Annotated in this window: 22 protein-coding genes and 2 pseudogenes; 16 read left to right on the forward strand and 8 right to left on the reverse strand. The window is 71.8% G+C overall.

Annotated elements, in window-relative coordinates; translation table 11 throughout:
• Nucleotides 1-207: 207 nt before the first annotated feature.
• The 3 genes from AB0E85_RS17895 (at nt 208) to AB0E85_RS17905 (ending at nt 3,348) form a co-directional block, all read left to right on the forward strand.
• A complete protein-coding gene (locus tag AB0E85_RS17895; protein WP_361927752.1) occupies nt 208-840 on the forward strand; it encodes an aerial mycelium formation protein in 633 nt (210 codons plus the stop codon).
• Nucleotides 841-919: 79 nt separating this feature from the next.
• Nucleotides 920-2,182, forward strand: a complete 1,263-nt coding sequence (locus AB0E85_RS17900) for a GNAT family N-acetyltransferase (RefSeq protein WP_361927755.1) — start codon at nt 920-922, stop codon at nt 2,180-2,182.
• 248 nt (nt 2,183-2,430) lie between these two features.
• Entirely contained in the window at nt 2,431-3,348 is a 918-nt protein-coding gene (locus AB0E85_RS17905; protein WP_361927758.1) for a GntR family transcriptional regulator, read from the forward strand.
• Nucleotides 3,349-3,384: 36 nt separating this feature from the next.
• On the opposite strand, the gene AB0E85_RS17910 is transcribed toward AB0E85_RS17905, so the two are convergent.
• A complete protein-coding gene (locus AB0E85_RS17910) occupies nt 3,385-3,573 on the reverse strand; it encodes a hypothetical protein (RefSeq protein WP_031143363.1) in 189 nt (62 codons plus the stop codon).
• Nucleotides 3,574-3,719: 146 nt separating this feature from the next.
• Here AB0E85_RS17910 and AB0E85_RS17915 point away from each other — a divergent pair, with 146 nt between their 5' ends.
• From AB0E85_RS17915 to AB0E85_RS17940, 6 genes and pseudogenes are all read left to right on the forward strand, one after another.
• On the forward strand, nt 3,720-4,610 hold the full coding sequence (locus tag AB0E85_RS17915; protein WP_361927762.1) for a winged helix-turn-helix domain-containing protein: 891 nt from the start codon (nt 3,720-3,722) through the stop codon (nt 4,608-4,610).
• Nucleotides 4,611-4,639: 29 nt separating this feature from the next.
• Nucleotides 4,640-5,395 carry an HAD family hydrolase gene (locus AB0E85_RS17920; RefSeq protein WP_361927765.1) on the forward strand — a complete coding sequence of 252 codons (756 nt, stop codon included), beginning with the start codon at nt 4,640-4,642 and terminating at the stop codon, nt 5,393-5,395.
• A 209-nt stretch (nt 5,396-5,604) separates the two neighbouring features.
• Nucleotides 5,605-7,794, forward strand: a complete 2,190-nt coding sequence (locus AB0E85_RS17925; RefSeq protein WP_361927767.1) for an aminoglycoside phosphotransferase family protein — start codon at nt 5,605-5,607, stop codon at nt 7,792-7,794.
• A 26-nt stretch (nt 7,795-7,820) separates the two neighbouring features.
• Entirely contained in the window at nt 7,821-8,444 is a 624-nt protein-coding gene (locus AB0E85_RS17930; protein WP_361927770.1) for a TetR family transcriptional regulator, read from the forward strand.
• A gap of 40 nt (nt 8,445-8,484) precedes the next feature.
• Nucleotides 8,485-10,506 carry an AAA family ATPase gene (locus tag AB0E85_RS17935; protein ID WP_361927772.1) on the forward strand — a complete coding sequence of 674 codons (2,022 nt, stop codon included), beginning with the start codon at nt 8,485-8,487 and terminating at the stop codon, nt 10,504-10,506.
• Nucleotides 10,507-10,528: 22 nt separating this feature from the next.
• Nucleotides 10,529-11,151, forward strand: a pseudogene (locus AB0E85_RS17940) (RraA family protein).
• Nucleotides 11,152-11,169: 18 nt separating this feature from the next.
• Here the strand turns inward: AB0E85_RS17940 and AB0E85_RS17945 are convergent.
• The 3 genes from AB0E85_RS17945 to AB0E85_RS17955 are packed head-to-tail and all read right to left on the reverse strand — an operon-like array spanning nt 11,170 to nt 13,542.
• On the reverse strand, nt 11,170-12,351 hold the full coding sequence (locus AB0E85_RS17945; RefSeq protein ID WP_361927774.1) for an SGNH/GDSL hydrolase family protein: 1,182 nt from the start codon (nt 12,349-12,351) through the stop codon (nt 11,170-11,172).
• A gap of 5 nt (nt 12,352-12,356) precedes the next feature.
• Complete coding sequence (locus AB0E85_RS17950) at nt 12,357-12,944, reverse strand: WHG domain-containing protein (RefSeq protein ID WP_361927777.1); 588 nt, start codon at nt 12,942-12,944, stop codon at nt 12,357-12,359.
• 49 nt (nt 12,945-12,993) lie between these two features.
• Nucleotides 12,994-13,542, reverse strand: a complete 549-nt coding sequence (locus tag AB0E85_RS17955) for a DUF2269 domain-containing protein (RefSeq protein ID WP_361927918.1) — start codon at nt 13,540-13,542, stop codon at nt 12,994-12,996.
• Nucleotides 13,543-13,658: 116 nt separating this feature from the next.
• On the opposite strand from AB0E85_RS17955, the gene AB0E85_RS17960 reads away from it, so the two are divergent.
• Nucleotides 13,659-14,312, forward strand: coding sequence for a class I SAM-dependent methyltransferase (locus AB0E85_RS17960; protein ID WP_361927780.1), 654 nt, complete (start codon nt 13,659-13,661; stop codon nt 14,310-14,312).
• 16 nt (nt 14,313-14,328) lie between these two features.
• Here AB0E85_RS17960 and AB0E85_RS17965 read toward each other — a convergent pair.
• Nucleotides 14,329-14,634 (reverse strand): annotated as a pseudogene (locus AB0E85_RS17965) (hypothetical protein); the annotation flags it as partial.
• A 94-nt stretch (nt 14,635-14,728) separates the two neighbouring features.
• Between AB0E85_RS17965 and AB0E85_RS17970 the strand changes: the two are divergent.
• Together AB0E85_RS17970 and AB0E85_RS17975 are read left to right on the forward strand one after the other, a co-directional pair.
• The gene (locus tag AB0E85_RS17970; protein ID WP_361927783.1) at nt 14,729-15,277 is read left to right on the forward strand and encodes a DUF6817 domain-containing protein; all 549 of its coding nucleotides are present in this window, start codon (nt 14,729-14,731) and stop codon (nt 15,275-15,277) included.
• Nucleotides 15,274-15,630: a VOC family protein gene (locus AB0E85_RS17975; RefSeq protein WP_361927786.1), complete on the forward strand. Its 357-nt coding sequence runs from the start codon at nt 15,274-15,276 to the stop codon at nt 15,628-15,630. The genes AB0E85_RS17970 and AB0E85_RS17975 overlap by 4 nt, the downstream gene beginning before the upstream one ends.
• Nucleotides 15,631-15,656: 26 nt before the next feature.
• On the opposite strand, the gene AB0E85_RS17980 is transcribed toward AB0E85_RS17975, so the two are convergent.
• Genes AB0E85_RS17980 through AB0E85_RS17990 form a run of 3 tightly spaced genes read right to left on the reverse strand, consistent with a single transcriptional unit; the run spans nt 15,657 to nt 17,172 of the window.
• Nucleotides 15,657-16,553 carry an aminoglycoside phosphotransferase family protein gene (locus tag AB0E85_RS17980; protein ID WP_361927788.1) on the reverse strand — a complete coding sequence of 299 codons (897 nt, stop codon included), beginning with the start codon at nt 16,551-16,553 and terminating at the stop codon, nt 15,657-15,659.
• Nucleotides 16,550-16,906 (reverse strand): hypothetical protein, encoded by a 357-nt coding sequence (locus tag AB0E85_RS17985; protein WP_361927791.1) that lies wholly within the window; start codon nt 16,904-16,906, stop codon nt 16,550-16,552. Before AB0E85_RS17985 ends, AB0E85_RS17980 begins: the two co-directional genes overlap by 4 nt.
• Nucleotides 16,903-17,172, reverse strand: coding sequence for a hypothetical protein (locus tag AB0E85_RS17990; RefSeq protein WP_361927795.1), 270 nt, complete (start codon nt 17,170-17,172; stop codon nt 16,903-16,905). Before AB0E85_RS17990 ends, AB0E85_RS17985 begins: the two co-directional genes overlap by 4 nt.
• 57 nt (nt 17,173-17,229) lie before the next feature.
• On the opposite strand from AB0E85_RS17990, the gene AB0E85_RS17995 reads away from it, so the two are divergent.
• The 4 genes from AB0E85_RS17995 (at nt 17,230) to AB0E85_RS18010 (ending at nt 19,498) form a co-directional block, all read left to right on the forward strand.
• Nucleotides 17,230-17,670 carry a DUF4240 domain-containing protein gene (locus AB0E85_RS17995; protein WP_361927798.1) on the forward strand — a complete coding sequence of 147 codons (441 nt, stop codon included), beginning with the start codon at nt 17,230-17,232 and terminating at the stop codon, nt 17,668-17,670.
• Between the two features lie 26 nt (nt 17,671-17,696).
• The gene (locus AB0E85_RS18000) at nt 17,697-18,290 is read left to right on the forward strand and encodes a helix-turn-helix transcriptional regulator (protein ID WP_361927801.1); all 594 of its coding nucleotides are present in this window, start codon (nt 17,697-17,699) and stop codon (nt 18,288-18,290) included.
• An 88-nt stretch (nt 18,291-18,378) separates the two neighbouring features.
• Nucleotides 18,379-19,047, forward strand: coding sequence for a hypothetical protein (locus AB0E85_RS18005; RefSeq protein ID WP_361927804.1), 669 nt, complete (start codon nt 18,379-18,381; stop codon nt 19,045-19,047).
• A gap of 118 nt (nt 19,048-19,165) precedes the next feature.
• Nucleotides 19,166-19,498 carry a DUF2516 family protein gene (locus tag AB0E85_RS18010; RefSeq protein ID WP_078945429.1) on the forward strand — a complete coding sequence of 111 codons (333 nt, stop codon included), beginning with the start codon at nt 19,166-19,168 and terminating at the stop codon, nt 19,496-19,498.
• The last annotated feature ends 15 nt before the right edge of the window (nt 19,499-19,513 follow it).

Genomic DNA, 19,513 nt, shown 5'->3' on the forward strand with positions numbered 1-19,513 from the left:
CCATCATGCAGGGCGGTGACATCGGCGCCGCGGGCGGTCGGCGCATGGCCCGAAAGGGTGGTTTGCGCGGGCGCCAACAGCCCCTGCACGGCCGTATTTTGCTGCTATACCGCCCATCTGGGGTCTATCGGGGGCACTCGTTCCCATAGCGGCCACTTGGGGTGGCACGATGCTTGCACACACCGGTCGAGGGGACGGTTGAGGCACATGAGCACATCAAGCACCGGACAGCAGCAGGCGGCTTTCCGGTCGACGTACACGGGGATCGGCGCGTCGGAGTACCACCGGCCGCCCACACAGCGCACGGACAGCCCGCGGCTGCCCTCGGACGCCTCCGAGCCCGAGCTGCCCGCGCTGAGCCTGCCCGATCTGCGCACGCTGCGCCGCGAGGCCCAGCGCGACGAGGCGGACCTCAGCTATCTGCGGCGGCTGCTCCAGGGACGGATCGACATCCTGCGCGCCGAGGTCGCCCGGCGTACGCCGGCGGGAGTGGCCTCCGTGGCCCTGCCCGACGAGGGCTCGGTGGTGGAGCGGCTGGCGGAGATCCTGCGGGACGGCCCGGCCCGGCACCGCTCCTCGGCCCGCCACCTGACCCTGGGCACGCCGCAGGGCGAGGAGTACCGGCGGCTGGCCGCGGAGATGCTCGCCGAGGTCGAGCTGTCCGACCTGGACGCACGCACGGTCCAGGAGCTGAACTCGGCGATGGGACGGCTCGAACGTCACGAGCAGCAGGTCTCCCGCCGCCGCCGGCGGCTCCAGCGCACGGCCGACGAGTGCAGCGCGGAGATCGCGCGCCGGTACCGCGAGGGGGAGGCGCAGGTCGACGACCTGCTGGTGTGAGCCGTCCCGGGGGCCCGGGGGAGGGCCGGCGGTCGGTTATTCACGCGACACCGACCGGCCCTCCGCCTAGCGTGAGTTCATGACCGCCGTGTCCCGTGCCGACGACATCGACGTACGCCCGATCACCGGGTCCGAGTTCCCCGACTGGCTGCGTGCCGTGAACACCGGCTTCCTGCGGGTGCCCGCGCTCACCGAGGAGGAGATCGCGGGGCGGCGCGAGAGGTTCGTCGAGGGCCGCTACCTCGGGGCCTTCGACGACGGCAGGTGTGTGGCGACCTTCCGGTCGTTCGCCCAGGAGCTCACCGCCGTCGGCGGGGCGGGCGTCCCGGCGGACGCGGTCTCGGGCGTCACCGTCACCGCCACCCACCGCCGCCGCGGACTGCTCAGCCGGATGATGGCGCGGGACCTGGCGGCCGCGAAGGAGCGCGGGGACGTCGTCGCGACGTTGATCGCCGCCGAGTACCCGATCTACGGCCGCTACGGCTTCGGACCGGCGACCTGGATGGCGGAGTGGACGGTCGACGTGCCGCGCGCCGGCCTCGACGCCCGCTGGGCGGGCCCGGCGGACGGCGGGCGGATCGACCTGGTGGAGGCCGAGGACGTCCGCAAGCTCGGCCCCGACCTGCACGCGCGGCTGTGCCGCCGCCAGCCCGGCGCCATCGACCGCGACGAGGTGTGGTGGAAGTGGAACACCGGCGCCGTACGGATCGACCCGTCCTGGAAGGACCCGTTCTACGCGGTGTACCGCTCGGCGTCCGGCGAGGTCGAGGGCATGGCCGCCTACGACGTGGACGACAACTGGGGTGACGCCAAGCAGCCGTTGAACACGGCGAGCGTGCGGTGGCTGCTCGGCGTGACACCGGCCGCGGAACGCGCGCTGTGGGAGTACCTGTGCTCCGTCGACTGGGTCGTGACGGTGAAGAGCGGCTGGCGGGCGCCCGACGACCTGCTCCCGCACGTCCTGCCCGACCCGCGTGCGGCGCGGATCACCTCGCAGGCGGACTGGCTGTGGGTCCGGATCCTGGACGTCGTACGGGCGCTGGAGGCGCGGACGTACGAGGGGCAGGGGACGCTGGTGCTGGAGATCGCCGGGGTGGACGGGCTGACCGGCGGGCGCTACCGGCTGGAGGCCTCACCCGAGGGGTCGTCCTGCACGCCGACGACCGAGAGCGCGGAACTGGAACTGGGACTGGGCGAGTTGGCAGCGCTGTGGCTCGGGGACGAGTCGGCGGTGCGGCTGGCGGCGCTGGGGAGGGTGCGCGAGGAACGAGCGGGCGCCGCCCGGAAGGCCGACGCCCTGCTGCGTACGTCCAGACGGCCTTGGTGCCCGGACATGTTCTGAGCCGCTCCCTCCTGCCGGTGTGCTGGGACCCGCATCCGTAGCGAGCTGTTCAGTTGTGGTTGTCGTGCGGCCGAGCCGGCCGGGCGGGACTCCCGGCTCCCCTCCGGAAGGGAGTCCCTGAGCGGGTGGCCAACCCCCTGAAGGTCTGACCATGTTCCCCAAGTTGGTTACCAACTTCACTGTTTGTATCTCCGCTTGGAAGCGGCTCATAACCACCTTTCCGTGAACTGCCGAAAGATGGCGGGAAGTTGTACTGTTCGAATGTGGACCCGGAACACGACTCCGTCCATGGACGGAAGAAGTCGCAGCGGCCACAGAGAACACATCACGAGGTGGCCGACGCGCTGCGCGCCCGGATCAGGTCAGGGGCGCTGCGCCCGGGTGAGCGCATGCCCACCCAGGCCCAGCTGGCTCACGAGTTCGGCGTCGAGCGCACCGCGGTGCGGCAGGCGCTGCGCCTCCTTCAGTCCGAGCGGTTGCTCACCAACGTGTCCAAGGGCAGCCCGGCGACCGTCGCCCCCGACCCCGTCGGCGCGCTGACCGGCCCACAGGTCCCGCCGCTGCCCACCACGGTGGCCCTCGCTCCCCGGATAGCGACGGCGTTCGCGGCGGAGCACGTCGAGATCGACGCCGTGTGCCTGACGTCCATCTCCCTCACGCTCGCGATCGGGGAGCCGCTGCGGCAGATCCACGCCGGACGGCTGAAACCGGCCAAGGTCGACGTGCGGGTGCTGCTGCCCAGCCGGGACATCGACCTCGCCTTCCCGGTGCCGGTCGAGGGGCGCGGCGACGACTGGGTGCACGAGCGGTGGCTGTCGATGCGCAACGCCCAGGGGCAGGTCCTCCAGCACAATCTGCTGGCCCTGCGCGCCACCCACGGCATCGATGTGCGGGTCACGTTCCGGGCGCTGCCCTTCACCCCGCCGGTGAAGCTGTACCTGCTGAACGGCACGGAGGCGCTGTTCGCGTACTACACGCTGACGCGCCGGGAGGCCGAGGCCGATCACGAGCAGCCGGCGCTGTACGACGCCCAGGGCACCCAGTCCATGCTGTTCGCCTTCCGGCAGGGCGCCGGGCTGCGCGACACGACGTTCGTGGAACAGTCGCACCTGTGGTTCAACGCACTGTGGGAGACGATCAGTTCGGAGCTGGTGCTCACGACCTGACGTCTCCCACGGGTCGTTCCGGGGTGGCGCGGTGACTCATCGGGCGGGCCCCGTCATCAGCAGCGCGAGCACGACCGCTCCCGCGGAGCTGACGGCCGGGCTCTTGGCCTTGACGCCCACGGTGAGAAGGATCAGGCCGACGATGCCGGCCGGACCGTACTTCCACTGGACGAGCTGCTCGAAGGCGACGACGAAGGCGGCGGAGAGGAGAGCGAGGGCGGGCATCGGTGTTCCCCCTTCGGAAGCCGGAAGCAAAACTTCCGCCAACTCCGAGAAGTTGGCAACCAACTCTGATTAAGTTGTCCCCACTTGGCCCCTAGTCATAAACAACTTTCAAACAACTCCCGCCAGATGGATCAGAGTTGTAGCGTTTGGTCGTGACCCAGGAGAGCGTGGCGGAGAACGTGGCAGTGAACGGCAGCAGAAGGTCATCGCCCCAGGAGATCGCCGACAGCCTGCGGGAACGCATCCGCGCCGGCGAACTCAAGCCCGGGGACCGCCTGCCCACCCAGGCCGAACTGGCCGAGGAGTTCGGCGTGGAGCGCGGCGCGGTCCGCCAGGCCCTGCGGACGCTCCAGGAGGACGGTCTCCTCAGCAACGTCAGCAAGGGCAGCCCGCCACGGGTCGCCGCCCCGGCCCCGGCCCGGGGGGAGCCCCAGCCGACGATGGTGGGCCTGGCGCCGCGCCTCACGGAGGCGTTCTCGGCCCCGCGCGTCCGCGTCGACGTCGTCTGCCACACCGCCGAGACGCTGATGGTCGCCATCGGCGAACCGCTGCGCCTGATCCACGAGGGCCGTATCCACCCCGAGGCCATCGACGTCCGCATCCTGGTCCCCTCCCGGGACATCGAGCTGGCCTTCCCGGTCCCGGTCGAGGCTCACGGCGACGACAATCCGGTCCACCAGCGCTGGCTGTCCATGCGCAACGCCCAGGGGCAGGTCCTCCAGCACAACCTGCGCGCGCTGCGCTCGACGCACGGCATCGACGTGCACGTCACGTTCCGGGCGCTGCCCTTCACCCCGCCGGTGAAGCTGTACCTCCTCAACGAGGAGGAGGCCCTGATCGGCTACTACATGCTGACCAGACGTGCGGAGGAGTGGGGCAGTCAGACCCTGGACATGTACGACGTCCTCGGCTCCCAGTCCCTCCTCTTCTCCTTCGTGAAGCGGGCGGGGCGGCGGGACGCGGCTTTCGTCGAGGAATCCCAGAAGTGGTTCAACGCCCTCTGGGAAACCATCACGACGGACCTGACACTCTCCTAGTGACTTCTGATGCGACGCAGACTGGTGCGGTGCCCTTCGAGACCGAGAATGATCCGAATCGACTCCCTCATCTGATCAGACGTGCCCGTGTCGTGCTGTGGGACTTCGACGGCCCCATCTGCCGCCTGTTCGCCGGGCACTCCGCGGAGCGGGTGGCGGGCGACCTGGTGGCCTGGCTGGCGGGCCGTGGTCTGCACGGCCTGCTCACCGACACCGAGCGCGAGTCCCTCGACCCGCAGGTGGTGCTGCGTGCCGTGGACCGCCGGCACCCCGGCAGCGACCTCGTCGCCGAGCTGGAGGAACGTCTCACCCAGGAGGAACTGCGGGCCGCGTCGTCGGCCTGGCCCACCGAGTACGCGGACCCCCTGATCCGCACCTGGACGGCCGTCGGCTCCCGCCTGGCGATCACGACGAACAACTCCCCGCGCGTGGTCCGCAAGTACCTCGCCGGCCGCGGCCTCGTCGACTGCTTCGCGCCCCACATCTACGGCCGGACCCAGGAACTGCGTCTCCTCAAGCCGGATCCGCACTGCCTGAACCGCGCGTTGAGTGCGATGGGGGCGGCGCCGGGGGACGCGCTGATGATCGGTGACACGCCTCCCGACCTCCAGGCGGCGGAGCGGGCCGGGGTGCCGTTCCTGGGCTACGCGCGCAATGAACGCAAGGCCAAGATCCTGCGGGACGCCGGGGCCGAGACGGTCCTCGTGTCCCTTCAGCCGCTGCTGGAGCGGCTGCGCGGACAGGCGGGCGCTCCGGGAGCCGGCGGAGCACCGGGACGGGTGTAGCATTCCCGCACCGCGCGCACCGATTGAGTCGAACGCCCGGCCTCGTTCGTAAGGGAAGAAGCCAACCGGCCGCCATCGAACGGGCTCGCGCCGTCTCATGCAGACGGGTGGCAAACCACCCTCAACGGCTCACTCCGCATGCGCTGGGCGGGCCGCGTATCTACCGTTTGCCATACCGTTCTCCCCTTCTCGCACATCCGGAGCGGCCAGTGGGCGCATCCCCTCGTCCCCGTCCTGTTCTCGGGGAGCGCGCCTCGCACGACGCCACCTGCCGGGCCTTCGTGAAACTCGCCGCCGAACTGGGGCAGGAGACCGGCGGCCACCACAACCGGAACTACCTCCTTCCGCTGACGGAGGGCATGGCCCGGATGGTCGGCGGTGAGGCGGGCGCGTGCGTGACCGTCCGGATCCGGCGCCCGGACGCGCTGCCCGTGGTCATCCGGACCTGGCAGCACGAGGCCGACGTCCTCGCCGCCGTCCGGGGGGTCCTGCCGCACACACCGCGGTCCCTGGTCGAGCGGGACGGATTCTCGATCCACAGCTTCGTGGACGGCGTACCGCTCTCCAGCGTCTGCGACTACGGCAAGCCCGTCGACACCCTGTTCGTCAAGGCGCTGGCCGGGCTGCTCGCCCGGATGGCCCAGGTGCGGCGCGGGGCGCTGCCCGCCCTGCCGTCGGTCTGGCCCCGCAACGACACGGACAGCCAGGGCTTCCTGAGGACCATGGTCCACCTGGCCGACCAGCAGATCAGACGGCCCAACCGGGACGGGTTCGGCGGGTTGTTCGCGGCGCTGGGCATCCCCGAGGACACGCTCGCCGGGCTGGCCGGGCGAGTGCCCGCCATGGCCCGGCGGCCGTACAGCCTGCTCCACGCCGACCTGCACCGCGACAACGTGATCGTCTCGCAGGCGGGCGACCCGCCCCTGGTCTGCGTCGACTGGGAGCTCGCCACCTACGGCGATCCGCTGCACGACCTCGCGACCCACCTCGTGCGCATGCGGTACCCGGCACACCAGTGGGCCGAAGTGGTCGACGCCTGGGCCGAGGCCATGCAGCAGGTCCGTCCGGCCGCGGTCAGCGGTCTGGCCAAGGACCTGCGGCACTATCTGGCGTTCGAGCGGGCGCAGTCCGTCTTCCCGGACGTGATGCGGGCCGCCCGGTCCCTGGAGGAATCGTTCACGCAGGCGAGTCTGGACGAGGCGACGGCCGAGGTGGGGCGGGCCCTGGAGGCGGCGGCGGAACCGCTGCGCCTCGTCAGCGTGCCGAAGGAGGGCGACGTCCGGCGGGCCCTGTTCCGGTGGCTGCTCTCGCGGACGAACGGGGATGCCGGAGGCCGGGCCTGGGGTGCGGAGGCGTTCCGGTGGCGGCCCGACCGCCGGATGCCGGAGCGCCGCGGCTTCCCGGCGACCGCGGTCAGGCAAGCGCTGCTGGCGGAGGGGGCGGCACCCGCGGGCCGGGTGTTCAAGGGCACCGCGCACCTGAACACCGTGGTGTCGGTACCGGGCTTCGGCTCTCCCGTGGTCGTACGGCGCAAGCTGTCCGAGGGGTGCCGCAGGGAGCGCGGCTTCCTCAGCGAACACGCCGTGCTGCGCGCGATCGAGGAGTCGGCCGTCGCGGTGGCGGCGCCGCGGGTGCTCGCCCTGGGCGAGACCTGCCAGGGTGACACCATCGCCCTCCACACGTACGTCGGGCCGCGGGACGTGGACCGGCCCCCCGACCACCCGGTCCACGGCCTGTTGCCGCACGAGGCGGACGGCCTGGTGGACCAGCTGTGTGCCCTGACGCACGTCCGGTACGAGCAGGTCGACCCGACCGCCGGCGAGGGCGCCTTCCACCACTGGCTCCGGGACCAGCTGGTCTCCCTGGTACGGGACCTGCCGAAGGAGTCGCAGCAACTGGCCCGGCATCTCGGGCTGCCCGACGCGGAGCGGTTGCAGCTGATCCTCTCCCGGTACGAGGTGAGCCACCGGGAGCCCGCGCTCCTGCACGGCGACCTGAACCCCTGGAACCTCGTGCGCCGCGACGACGATCTGGCGCTGACCATCATCGACTGGGAGATGGCAGTCGTCGGCGATCCCCTCTACGACCTCGTACGGCACATGCACCTGACCCCGACCCGGCCGGAGATCAGGGACCGGATGTTCCGCCGCTGGGAGGGCCGGCTGCCCGCGCGGTACACCCGCGACTGGCGCAAGGACTGGCGGGTGTACCGCCGGCTGGAGATCGTGCGCTCCGCCTACGTCGACCTGGACCGCATCGTGACGGGCGCGAGCCTGGACGCCCCCAACGTCCGGCGGGCGGTGGACTCCTACGCGGTGACGCTGGCCGTCGCCACGGGCTCGCTCGGTCTTCCGGTGCGCTCCACCGCCAATCCGTATCTCGCCCGCGCCCTGGCCTGACCCCACCGCTGCGTAGGCTCCCCGGTATGACCAACCCGGGCCTGCGTGAGCGCAAGAAGCAGCGGATGTACGAGACCGTGTCGGACATCGCCGTGCGGCTCTTCCTGGAGAAGGGGTTCGACGCGGTGTCCGTCGCGGAGGTGGCGGCGGCGGCCGATATCTCGAAGCCGACGCTGTTCCGGTACTTCCCGGCCAAGGAGGATCTGGTGCTGTACCGGATCGCCGATCACGAGGGGGAGGCCGCCCGGGTGGTCGCGCGGGCCGAGGGGACGGCCGTGGAGGCGCTGCGGCGGCATTTCCTGGAGGGGCTGGAGCAGGGAGACCCCGTGACCGGGCTCAATGACCACCCCGACGTGCTCGCCTTCCACTCCCTGCTCTACGGGACGCCCTCCCTGGTGGCCCGGGCGTACACGCACCAGGAGCGGTCGGAGGCCGCGCTCGCCGAGGTGCTCGGGGGTGATCTGGACGCGCGGCTCGCGGCCGGGCAGATCATGGCCGTGCTGCGGGTGCTGGCGCTGGAGAACTGGCGGCGGATCGCGGCGGGGGAGCGGGTGGCGGAGGTGCGGCCGGACGCGGTGGCGGCGGCGCAGCGGGCGTTCGGCCGGCTCGCGGCCGGGCTGCCGCCGCATCTCTCTGGCGATACTCGGTAATTTATTTAACTCAGTCACTTTTTCGCGTACGCTCGGTGGAATGACCTCGACCGACCCTGCCCTTCAGCACGTCCTCGACCAGGAACGCGCCCACCACGAGCGCTGCCGGACCGCCCTCGCCGCGATGGTCGAGGGCGCCGGTGAACAGGTCGTCATCGGGGAGGACGTGTCCGCGTCCGGGGCGGATGCCGAAGTCCTCGGATACCGGCTGCGCAGCCATGCGAAGGCGCTGCGGGAACTGCCGGAGGGGCCGTTGTTCTTCGGGGCCCTGCGGGGCGGCGAGGGGCAGCTGCACATCGGGCGGCTGCGGATCTCCGAGCACCCGGCCGAACCGCCCCTGGTGGTCGACTGGCGTGCGCCCGTCTCCCGGGCCTTCTACCAGGCGTCGGCCCGTGACCCGCAAGGTGTGGTGGTGCGCAGGCGCTTCGGGTGGGCGCCCGGCAGCCGGGGCGACTCCGGGGACCTCACCGGCCTGGAGGACGAGCACCTGGAGCAGGGGGAGGCGCGCGACAGCGAGATCGTCGCCCGGGAGATCGAACGGCCCCGGGTCGGGCCCATGCGGGACATCGCCGCGACGATCCAGCCCGAGCAGGACGACCTCGTCCGGGGGGATCTGGCGCTGTCGGTGTGCGTGCAGGGCGCGCCGGGCACCGGCAAGACCGCGGTCGGGCTGCACCGGGCCGCGTATCTGCTCTACACCCACCCGCAGCGCATCCGGCGCGGCGGTCTGCTGATCCTCGGGCCCAACCGCACCTTCCTGTCGTACATCGCCGAAGTGCTGCCCGCCCTCGGCGAGAGCGGAGTGCGGCAGTCGACCCTGGGGGAGGAGATCGCGCGCCTGCCGGTCCGGGGCGTGGACGACGAGCGGGCCGCCGTGGTGAAGCACGACGCCCGGATGGCGGAGGTGCTGCGGCGGGCGCTGTACGCGAGGGTGCGCGCCGAGGGGAACGGCGCGGAGATCGCCCTGCCGGACGGGGCCTACCGGTGGCGGGTGCCGGCGGGGCAGCTCGCGCGGATCGTGGCCGGGGTCCGGGAGGAGGAACCGCCGTACGAGGTCGGGCGGGAGCGGGTCCGGGCGCGGATCGTGCGGTGTCTGCGCGAGCAGGTGGAGCGACGGGCCGGGCCGCCGCCGAACGCCTGGGTGCGGCGGGTCGAGCGGGCGCGGCCGGTGTCGGCGTACGTCGACGCCGTGTGGCCGCGGGTGCGGCCCGAGGAGGTCGTGGCCGGACTGCTCGGGGACGAGGCAGTGCTGGCGGCCGCCGCCGAGGGGCTGCTCGACGCCGGTGAGCAGCGGGCCCTGCTGTGGGACCGGCCGCCCCGGTCGTGGAAGTCGGCGCGCTGGTCGGCCGCCGACCTGGTGCTGCTCGACGAGGTCGCCGGGCTGATCGCGCATCCGGCAGGGTACGGGCACGTCGTCGTCGACGAGGCGCAGGACCTGTCCCCGATGGAGTGCCGGGCCATCGCCCGCCGGGCCCGCTTCGGTTCGCTGACGGTGCTGGGCGACCTGGCGCAGGGGACGACGCCGTGGGCGGCCCGGTCCTGGCGTACGGTCCTCGCGCACCTGGGGAAGCCGGACGCGGCCGTGATCGCGCTGACCACCGGGTTCCGGGTGCCGCAGGCCCTCGTCGGACTCGCCAACCGGCTGCTGGAGCACCTCGACGTGGACGTGCCGGCGGCCCGTTCGCTGCGCGGGGACGGGGAGTTGCGGATGCGGGAGACGACCGTGGACGGCGTGCCCGGGGCGGTCGTCGCGGCCGTCCGGGACGCGTTGGGGCGGGAGGGCTCGGTCGGGATCGTCGCGGCGGACGCGGACGTTCCCCGGGTGCGGGCGGCACTGGACGCGGCCGGCATCGAAGCCGCGGGCCCGGACGAACTCGGCGCGCGGGTCGCCCTGGTGCCGGCGAGCGTGGTCAAGGGCCTGGAGTACGACCATGTCGTGGCCGTCGAACCGGCGGCGATCGCCGAGGCGGAGGAACGGGGACTGCACCGTCTGTACGTGGTGCTGACGCGGGCGGTGTCGCGGCTGGAGGTGGTGCGGGGCAGGCCGCTGCCGTTCCGCTGAAACCGCGGTTAGGGTCCGGGACATGGCTGACGTCGACGCGTTCACGGACATTCCCACGACCACACTGGCCGACCTGCTGGGCCGCGGGCAGGTCATGGACTTCGGGATCCGGCCGCTGTGGGGCCCCGTGCCCCGGGTGGCCGGACCCGCCTTCACCGTACGGTGCCCTCCCGGCGACAACCTGATGCTGCACGCCGCGATCCACCGGGCAGACCCCGGCTCGGTCGTCGTCGTGGAGTCGGGGGACCTGGACTACGCCCTGGCCGGCGGCAACGTCTGCGCCGTCGCCCGGCGCCGGGCATCACCGCGTTCGTCGCCGACGGGCTGATCCGCGACCTCGCCGAGGTCCGGGAGATGCGCTTCCCGGTGTTCGCACGCGGCGTCATCCCCATCCCGGGCACCAAGTCGGCCGCCCGGCCGCTGAACGAGCGGGTGCGCTGCGGTGGGGTGGACGTGGACGCGGGGGACGTGGTCGTCGCCGACGAGGAGGGCGTCGTGGTGGTCCCCGTGGCCCGCCGAGAGGAGATCCTGCCCGCGGCCCGGGCCAAACTGGCGAAGGAGGCCGCGGAGTCCCTGGCCGACTGGGAGTCGGCCCACCGGTCCCGCATCGCCGGGATCCTGGCGGACCAGGGCTTCGAGGCCTGACGGACCGGCCGCTTCCGCTCACGCCCCCTTCGCGAAGGGCCCTGACTTCGTGAAGGCCAGTTCGTGGAAGCGGGTGCCGATGTGGTGGTGGGTGGCCGCGTCCGGGTGGACGTGGTCGGGCAGGGGGAGGGTGGCGGCGTCCTGCGGGCCGTAGAGGTCGAGGCCGTCGAGGTAGTGGAGGTGGGGGTCGTCGGCGCGGCGCTGTTCGACGATGCGGGACAGTTCCTCGCGGATGACCGTCAGGGTGAGTTTGCCCATGGGCGTCTCCGCCGGGTCGCCCATGGGGGCGAAGACCAGGCGGCCCTTGCCGATCTCGTCGCGGTCGGGGGCGGTGGGGCCGGGTGTGTCCTCGTGGATGGCGCAGTGGATGGGGGAGACCAGCAGCAGCGGGGTGTCCGGGTGCCCGTCGCGGATCGTGTCGAGGAAACCGTGCACGGCGGGGCCGAACGCGCGCAGCCGCATCGCGTCCTGGTTGACGATGTTGATGCCCATCTTGACGCTGATCAGGTCGGCCGGGGTGTCCCGCATGGCGCGCGCGGTGAACGGGTCGAGCATCGCGCTGCCGCCGAAGCCCAGGTTGACCAGCTCCACACCGCCGCGCAGCGCGGCGATCGCCGGCCAGATGGCCGTGGGGCTCGCGGCGTCCGAGCCGTGGCTGATCGAGCTGCCGTGGTGCAGCCACACCCGGCGGCCCCGGTCCGGTACGGGCGTGACGGGCGCGTCCGTGCGCAGGGCGACCAGCTCGGTGGTCTCGTTGTGCGGCAGCCAGATCTCGACGTCCTTGTCCCGCGCGGGCAGACCCGTGAAGCGGACGGTGCCGACCGGGCCGGACGTGACCTCGCCCGCCCAGGTGGCCAGGTCCACGGTGAGGACGTTGCCGCCCGTCCCTGCGGCCTGGCCGGCCGGGACGCCGTCGACGAGCAGGTCGTACAGCCCGTCCGGGCGCGGCGGGAAGCCCGTGTAGTCGCGCTTGGTGCGCAACGTGTCCAGCTCGACGGCGGTCGCGGCGGTACGGAACACCAGACGTACGCCGGAGGGCTGGGCCTCGGCCATCGCCAGCTGCGCGTTGGTGTTCTGCGCACGGGCCCGGGCCGGGAGCCGGTGGGGGAGCAGGCCGTGCTCGGTGTGCTCCACGTCGAGGGCGCCGCGCAGCAGGTCCGCCGTGAGCGGGGTGGTGATCCAGTCGTGCTCGGTGTGCATGGGTGTCAGCCTCGGGGGTCGGTAGGGGCCGCGGGCCAGTTCCGCAGCAGCGTGTCGAGGGCGTCGAGGATCCGGGCCCAGGTCTCCTCGGTGTCCGGGGCGCTGTGGCTGAAACCGCCGCCGAGCTCCAGGCTGACGTAGCCGTGGAAGACGCTGCCGAGCAGCCGGACCGCGTGGGTCTGGTCCGGTTCCGTCAGGTCGTAGCCGCGCAGCAGCGCCCGGGTCATCTGCGCGTGCCGGACCCCGGCGCTCGCGGCCGCCGTCTGCGGATCGAGCCGGAGCTGGGCCGCGGCGTAGCGGCCCGGGTGGTCCCGGGCGTAGTCGCGGTACACGTTCGCGAGGGCGGACAGGGCGTCCTTGCCGGCTCGTCCGGCCAGGGCCTCGGCGGCCCGGTCGGCGAGTTCCGCGAGGGCGAGCAGGGCGATCCTCGTCTTCAGGTCGTGGGAGTTGCGCACGTGCGAGTAGAGGCTCGCGACCTTGACGTCGAACCGCCGGGCGAGTGCCGAGACGGTGACCTGCTCGAAGCCGACCTCGTCGGCGAGCTCGGCGCCGGCCTCGGTCAGACGCTCGGGCGTCAGTCCTGCGCGTGCCATGAGGGGCCCTCCCTTCTACCTGAAGAGAGTGTGCCCCTGCCTAAAGGTTTTAGGCAACTGCCTGCATCTTTCTGCGACCGCGGCGGGTCTTCCCCCAGGGCTTGAGGACGGAGATCACCGTCATGAAGGCGTACGCGGACAGCGACACGACCGGCCCGAACAGCACGTCACCCGCGTCCGGCAGCGGCCCGCCCGCGGCGACGGCGGTGACCGCGGAGTTCACCCCGGGGCGCAGCGCGAACACCGTGGCGGTCGTCGTGGCGAGGGTCAGCCAGAACTTCGTGTACACCCAGCGGTACCGGGCCAGACCCCACACCGTGCCCAGCGCCAGCAGCAGGCCGCTGAGGAGCGTGAGGAACGCGACCGGCAGCAGGAGCCAGTCGGCGAAGAGCTTCATGGCCCGCACCGAGGCCTCCACGGTCCCGGCGGAGCCGTTGGTGGCGGCGGTGGCCCCGAGTGCGAGCAGCCCGAGCGTGAGCCCGAGCCAGCCGGCGGAGGCGATGACGTGCACGACGAGGGCGGCCCGGCGGGCGGGGCGGCCGAGCCGCCGGGGCGGGCTCGGGGCCGGTGTCGGCCTCTGTTTCTGCCTCGTATTCATGGTCATGCCGAGCACGGTGCCGAACGGGGGCCGCGGGGTCGTCTCACGGTGGGAGTAACCCGGCGTACTGGCGTCGGAGTACGGGTCGTGTCACCGCCGTCGCCTAGGTTCACGGCATGACCGAGCCCTCCCACCTCACAGCGGTCCGCGAGTCCTACGACGCCGTCGCCGCCGACTACGCCCGGCGCGTCAAGGAACCGGCCGAACTGGACCCGGTGTCCCGCGCGATGCTGGCCGCGTTCGCCGACCTCGTCCGGCCCCCGCACCCCGGGCCGGTCGCCGACCTGGGCTGCGGCCCCGGCAAGGTGACGGCACATCTGGCCGCCCTCGGGGTCCCGGCGTTCGGCGTGGACGTGTCGCCGAGGATGGTCGAGCTGGCCCGGGCGGCGTACCCGGAACTCCGCTTCACCGTCGGCTCGATGACCGCGCTGGACATCGCCGACGGCGGGCTCGGCGGCATCCTCGCGTACTACGCCACCCACCACACCCCGCCGCAGTGGCTGCCGACGGTGTTCTCCGAGTTCCACCGCACCCTCGCACCCGGCGGCCGGCTGATGCTGGCCGGCCACATCGGCGGCGGCGAGGACCTCCGCCCGACCCACGCCTACGGCGGTCACCCGGTGTCCTACGCGTCGTACCTGCTCCCGCCGGACCGCATCGCCGAACTCCTCCAGCGGGCGGGTCTGGTGGTCACGACGCGGGTGGTGCAGGAACCGGAGGGAGAGTCGAAGAGGCAGGTGGGCACGTTCCTGGCGTACAGGCCGCAGTAGCTGCCCGGCACCCGGCGTGTGTCCACACCCGGAGCGGCCCGACGGCCTCGAAACCGTGGCGGAGGGCGGCCGTCAGGTCGTCCCCCTGCTCGTAGCCCACGATGGGCAACGCGGGGAAGAGCCGGCCGGCCGCGTGCAGGACGAAGGGCCAGGCCACGTCGGGCGGTCCGAAGACGTTGGACACCCCGACCACGTCACTGCTCCGGCCGGCCACCGCTCCCACGGCCACCCGCCCGTCGGCGGACCGCCCGGCGAGCACGAACGTCTCCGGATCGTCGAGCAGCCCCGGCCCGAACAGGTCCGCGTTCCCGCCCCCGTCGTCGTCACGACGGGGATCAAATCGATGGCCGGCCCGGTCCGTCCACCGATTTGATGGTTGCCGCCCCGTCCGGACCACTGCTGGAAGGACTCCCCCTGTGCCTGTCTCCCCTCCCGACTGCGGACCGGCCGTCACGCTCCTGCGCGGCCTCGGCGCGGCGGACACCGCCCACCCGGGCGGCACCCTCCTCGCCCACCTCACCCGGGTCCAGCGGCAACTGGCCGCGTGGGGCGCCCGCCCGGCCCTCCAACTGGCGGGCCTGTGCCACGCCTTCTACGGCACCGACGGCTTCCCGGAAGCCCTGCTGCCCCTGGACCGCCGCGGCGAACTGGCAGCGGCGGTGGGTGCCGAGGCCGAGGCCCTGGTGTACCTGTACGCCTCGTGCGATCGCAGGGCCACCTATCCGACGCTCGCGGCTGCCGACGGACCTTTTCATGACCGGTTCACCGGCCTGAGCCACATCCCGGAACCGCAGTCGCGGCGCGACTTCGCCGAGCTGTCCGCCGCCAACGAGACCGACCTCGCCCGTCTCGACCCCGCGTTCCGCGACCAGTGGGGACCCGAACTCCTCGGCCTCTTCACCCGCATCCGCCCCCTGCTGAGCGAACCGGCCTGGGCGGACTGTCAGGAGGTGCTCGCCGGATGAAACTGAGCGCGATCACCCTGGACTGCGCGGACCCGCTCGCCCTCGCGGCGTTCTACCAGCAGGCCATCGGCCTGGAACCGCATCCGAAGTCGGACGCCGAGTTCGCCGCGCTGGGCGGTGAGGGCGGACTCATCCTCGGCTTCCAGCGGGTCGACGGCTACCGGGCACCGAGCTGGCCCGGCCAGGACGTCCCCCAGCAGCTGCACTGCTGCTTCGACGTCGAGGACCTGGACGAGGCCGAGGCGCGGCTGGTGGAGCTGGGTGCGGGCAGGCCGGAGCAACAGCCGAACGCGGGCAGGTGGCGGGTGCTGACGGATCCGGCGGGGCATCCCTTTTGCATCGTCGGGGGCTGAGACCGCCGGAGTGCCGACCGCAGATGTCAAAGGCCCTTAAGGACACGATCAAGTGCGGACCGGCCTGCGGGCCCCCAGTTCGGCTTGCCGCCGGGCAGGCCGCGGTCCCCGTTCTGGCCCATCGACATCAGGAACAGGCTCCTCATCGCGGCCAGTCCGCGCGCTCGTCGCACCGTCGCCTCGTCCGCCGGTGAGTAGCTGTTGAAGAACCGTGAAGCGCCGCCCGCGGGGAGCAGCAGCCAGGCGGCCGCGAGGTCCCACGCCGGGTCGCCGGCGACGAGTGCGCCGAAGTCGACGACACCCGCCAGTGTCCCGTCCGCGACGACGACGTCCGCGGGATGCAGATCGCCGTGCACCCACACCGGTGGGCCCTGCCACTCCGGGGCCGCCACCGCTTCGCCCCAGACCTCGCGGATCTCATCGGCGAGGTCCGCAGGGGCCACGGCCTGGAAGAAGTGCTCGAAGCCGCCCGTGCAGGCCTCGGGGTGGGCGCCGAAGTCCGATGCGGTCGGTGCGTCGGCGGGTGCCTCCACGTGCAGTGCCCTGAGGAATTCCGACAGCGCTTCGGCCGCGTGGTCGCCGCGGGTGATCGAGCCGTGGTCCAGCGGCGTGCCCTCGACCCATGTCATGACGGTCCAGATCTTGGGGAAGCGCTCGGACGGCGCACCGTCCCGGACGGGGACCGGAACCGGCAGCGGCAGGCGCGCGGCCAGAGTCGGCAGCCACCGGCGCTCCTTGAGCTGCGGATCGGGGCTCGTGTCCATCCGCTGCATCCGGACGGCCAACTCGTCACCGAGGCGCCACATCTGGTTGCCCCAGCCGCCCGCCACCTCGCGTATGGGCAGCTCGGCCAGGTCCGGATGCTGTTCCCGAAGCAGGTCACGGACCAGACCCTCGCTGATCTCGATCTCGGATTCGATCATGAGTCCTGCGCTGCTTCACGCTCGGCGGCGAACTCGTCGAGGAGCTCGAACAGGACCTTGATCGCCTGCTGTTCGTCCTCAGGCGGAAGATTCCACAAGTCGTCCCAGCCGTTCGGGAGGGCGATGTGGAGGATTTGGCCCGGCCAGGCGTGGTCGCAGTCGCGTCCGCGACGGGCGACGAGCCAGTCGTGCCAGCCGGTGAGCCCGGGCCCACCGTGCCGGAGAGCATGCTGGTCATAACCGGTCAGGAACGCGGTCAGCATGGGGAAGGAGGTCTTGCCGACGAACATGCCGGGACGTTGGCCGACGCTGACGAAGTACTCGCGTTCAGTCATCTCCGAGAGGGGCTTCATGTGTCCGTACCCTCCTCGTCAATGTCGCTGACGCCCAGGTCTGGACGAAGCCTGCTGCGGGCCGCCTCCAGACGTTCGGCGTAGTCCGCCGCAAAGATCCCCGACAGCGACTTGTCGAGCGTTCCCGCAATGCGGTGAAGGGGTGCCCAGACCGCCGCATCGTCGACGAGACGACTGAGGTCCGTCATCTGTACCTGCTCCAGCCAGTCCGACAGGACCAGCGCCTCATCCGAGGTGAGCTTGATGATGATCTCCGGATTCTCCACTCCTCGAACATAGTTCGTCGACCCTGCCCTGTCAGAGGTGCCTGGCACAGTGCCGCTGTGGACACTGATTCCTTCTGGAAGCTCATCGAGGAGTGCCGGCGTCAGGCGCAGGGCCCGGACGAGCGGCTCGCGTGGCTGCGTGGCGCATTGGCGCGAAGGCCGCTGGCTGAGGTTGTGCAGTTCCAGGTGCGCTTGGACGAGGTGACGCACGAGGCGTTCACGTGGGATCTGTGGGCGGCAGCGGACCGGATCTTCGGTGGCTGGTGTTCGGATGACGGATTCTGCTACTTCGGCCTGTGGATGGTGGGGCTCGGCCGTGATGCCTTCTCCAGGGCATTGGCTGATCCGGACCCTCTGGCCGACGTTCCGGAGGTCCAGCGCATGGTGGGACGCCTGGTTCAGATAGACCGAGACCGGCTCGCCTTCAGCGAGACGCGTCACCGTACCCGAGGCAGCCGGGTGGCGTGGCGCACTATTGCAAGCGGGTGCTTGCAATAGTTAGCGAGGTGCTGCACTGTGGAGGCATGGCAACGCTCAACGTCGGCAACCTCGGTGACTACTTGCGCGAACAGCGGCGCACCGCGCAGCTGTCGCTGCGGCAGCTCGCCGATGCCGCCGGGGTGTCCAACCCGTATCTGAGCCAGATCGAGCGCGGGCTGCGCAAGCCGAGCGCGGAGGTGTTGCAGCAGGTCGCCAAGGCCCTGCGGATCTCCGCCGAGACGCTGTACGTCCGGGCCGGCATCCTCGACGCCGAGCGGGACCGGGACGAGGTGGAGACGCGCGCCGTCATCCTCGCCGACCCGGCGCTGAACGAGCGCCAGAAGCAGGTGCTGCTCCAGATCTACGAGTCCTTCCGCAAGGAGAACGGGTTCGGGAGCGGTGACGGCTCGGACGCCCCGGGTGTCGTCGGGGTCGTCCCCGGGGACGGTGTGGTGAGCGTCGACGGGGACGCTCCCGCTGCCGGAGCCGAGATACCGGCGCCCGGCCCGACCGCGGACGCTCAGCCCGCCCGGCGCCGAAGCCGCAAGAGCACCGGCAAGAGCACCGGCAAGAGCGCCAGTAAGAGCCTCAGCAAGAACGACGGCAGCGACATCGACCCGCAGCAGACGGCCGGCTGAGCCGGACCAGGGCACCGGCCGCTCTGCCGCGGATCACACACCCTCAGCCGAACCCTCAAGCGATACAGAATCCGGGAGGACCATCACCATGGCCATCACCGACGACCTGCGCAAGACCTTCAGCGACCCGACCCCGCTCTACTTCGCCGCAGGCACCGCCGACCTGGCCCTTCAGCAGGCCAAGAAGGTGCCGGCCCTGGTCGAGCAGCTGCGCTCCGAGGCCCCCGCGCGGATCGACGCCGTACGCAACACCGACACCAAGGCCGTCCAGGAGAAGGCGTCCGCCCGGGCCAAGGAGGCCTCCGCCCGCGTCAAGGAGACGCAGGAGACCTTGCAGACCAAGGTCACGGAGTTCATCGGCTCCATCGACGTCGACATCAAGAAGCTCGGCAGCACGATCGACTCGGACCTGAAGAAGTTCGGCGAGAGCGCCCAGGACTTCGCGCTGCGCGGCGTCGGCGTGGCCGCCGAGTACGCCGTCAAGGCCCGTGAGACCTACGAGAAGGTCGCCGAGCACGGCGAGCAGGCCGTGCGGACCTGGCGCGGCGAGGCCGCCGACAGCATCGAGGACGTCGCCGAGGGCGTCGAGGAGCTGGCCGTGGCCGTCGAGCCGAAGCCGAAGCCGCAGCCGGTCGAGGTCAAGGAGGAGCCGGCGAAGCCGGCCGCCGCCGCCCCGGCGAAGAAGGCGCCCGTCGCCAAGAAGGCCCCGGCGCGCAAGCCCACCACCGCGAAGAAGACCACCCCGCCCGCGAAGTAGGACGGCGAGCAGGACGGCGGAGCGGTCACACGGGCCGGGCACCCTGGGGGTGCCCGGCCCGTTGTACGGGTACGGTGACGCGTAGGACGAGCCGAGTCAGGTGGTGGACGTTGTGCTGATGCAGGGCTTCGCAGGGTTTATGTGGCTTCTGAGCATGGCCCTGATCGTTTTCAGCGGCTTCGCGTTGCTCGACGCGGCTGTGCGCCGGGAGGACGCCTACCGGGCGGCCGACAAGAAGACCAAGCCCTTCTGGCTGATCATCCTGGGCATCGCCTTCGTGGTGAACCTGCTCTTCCCGATCCTGTCGTTCCTCCCGATCATCGGCCTCATCGCGACGATCGTGTACATGGTCGACGTACGGCCCGCGATCCGGGCGCTCCCGGGCGGCGGCCGCAGCCAGCGGGGCTCCAGCAGTGACGGCCCCTACGGCCCGTGGAACGGCGGCCGGTAAGGGCTTCCTCCGGAG

Source organism: Streptomyces sp. NPDC029044 (genome assembly GCF_040637495.1).
Classification (GTDB): Bacteria; Actinomycetota; Actinomycetes; order Streptomycetales; family Streptomycetaceae; genus Streptomyces.

What these genes read in the sequence shown, in the direction of transcription:
- AB0E85_RS17895 (WP_361927752.1), top strand. Translation starts at nt 208, where the DNA reads ATGAGCACATCAAGCACCGGACAGCAGCAGGCGGCTTTCCGGTCGACG.
- AB0E85_RS17900 (WP_361927755.1), top strand. Translation starts at nt 920, where the DNA reads ATGACCGCCGTGTCCCGTGCCGACGACATCGACGTACGCCCGATCACC.
- AB0E85_RS17910 (WP_031143363.1), bottom strand. Translation starts at nt 3,573, where the DNA reads ATGCCCGCCCTCGCTCTCCTCTCCGCCGCCTTCGTCGTCGCCTTCGAG.
- AB0E85_RS17930 (WP_361927770.1), top strand. Translation starts at nt 7,821, where the DNA reads ATGACCAACCCGGGCCTGCGTGAGCGCAAGAAGCAGCGGATGTACGAG.
- AB0E85_RS17935 (WP_361927772.1), top strand. Translation starts at nt 8,485, where the DNA reads ATGACCTCGACCGACCCTGCCCTTCAGCACGTCCTCGACCAGGAACGC.
- AB0E85_RS17945 (WP_361927774.1), bottom strand. Translation starts at nt 12,351, where the DNA reads ATGCACACCGAGCACGACTGGATCACCACCCCGCTCACGGCGGACCTG.
- AB0E85_RS17950 (WP_361927777.1), bottom strand. Translation starts at nt 12,944, where the DNA reads ATGGCACGCGCAGGACTGACGCCCGAGCGTCTGACCGAGGCCGGCGCC.
- AB0E85_RS17955 (WP_361927918.1), bottom strand. Translation starts at nt 13,542, where the DNA reads ATGAATACGAGGCAGAAACAGAGGCCGACACCGGCCCCGAGCCCGCCC.
- AB0E85_RS17960 (WP_361927780.1), top strand. Translation starts at nt 13,659, where the DNA reads ATGACCGAGCCCTCCCACCTCACAGCGGTCCGCGAGTCCTACGACGCC.
- AB0E85_RS17975 (WP_361927786.1), top strand. Translation starts at nt 15,274, where the DNA reads ATGAAACTGAGCGCGATCACCCTGGACTGCGCGGACCCGCTCGCCCTC.
- AB0E85_RS17980 (WP_361927788.1), bottom strand. Translation starts at nt 16,553, where the DNA reads ATGATCGAATCCGAGATCGAGATCAGCGAGGGTCTGGTCCGTGACCTG.
- AB0E85_RS17985 (WP_361927791.1), bottom strand. Translation starts at nt 16,906, where the DNA reads ATGAAGCCCCTCTCGGAGATGACTGAACGCGAGTACTTCGTCAGCGTC.
- AB0E85_RS18000 (WP_361927801.1), top strand. Translation starts at nt 17,697, where the DNA reads ATGGCAACGCTCAACGTCGGCAACCTCGGTGACTACTTGCGCGAACAG.
- AB0E85_RS18005 (WP_361927804.1), top strand. Translation starts at nt 18,379, where the DNA reads ATGGCCATCACCGACGACCTGCGCAAGACCTTCAGCGACCCGACCCCG.
- AB0E85_RS18010 (WP_078945429.1), top strand. Translation starts at nt 19,166, where the DNA reads ATGCAGGGCTTCGCAGGGTTTATGTGGCTTCTGAGCATGGCCCTGATC.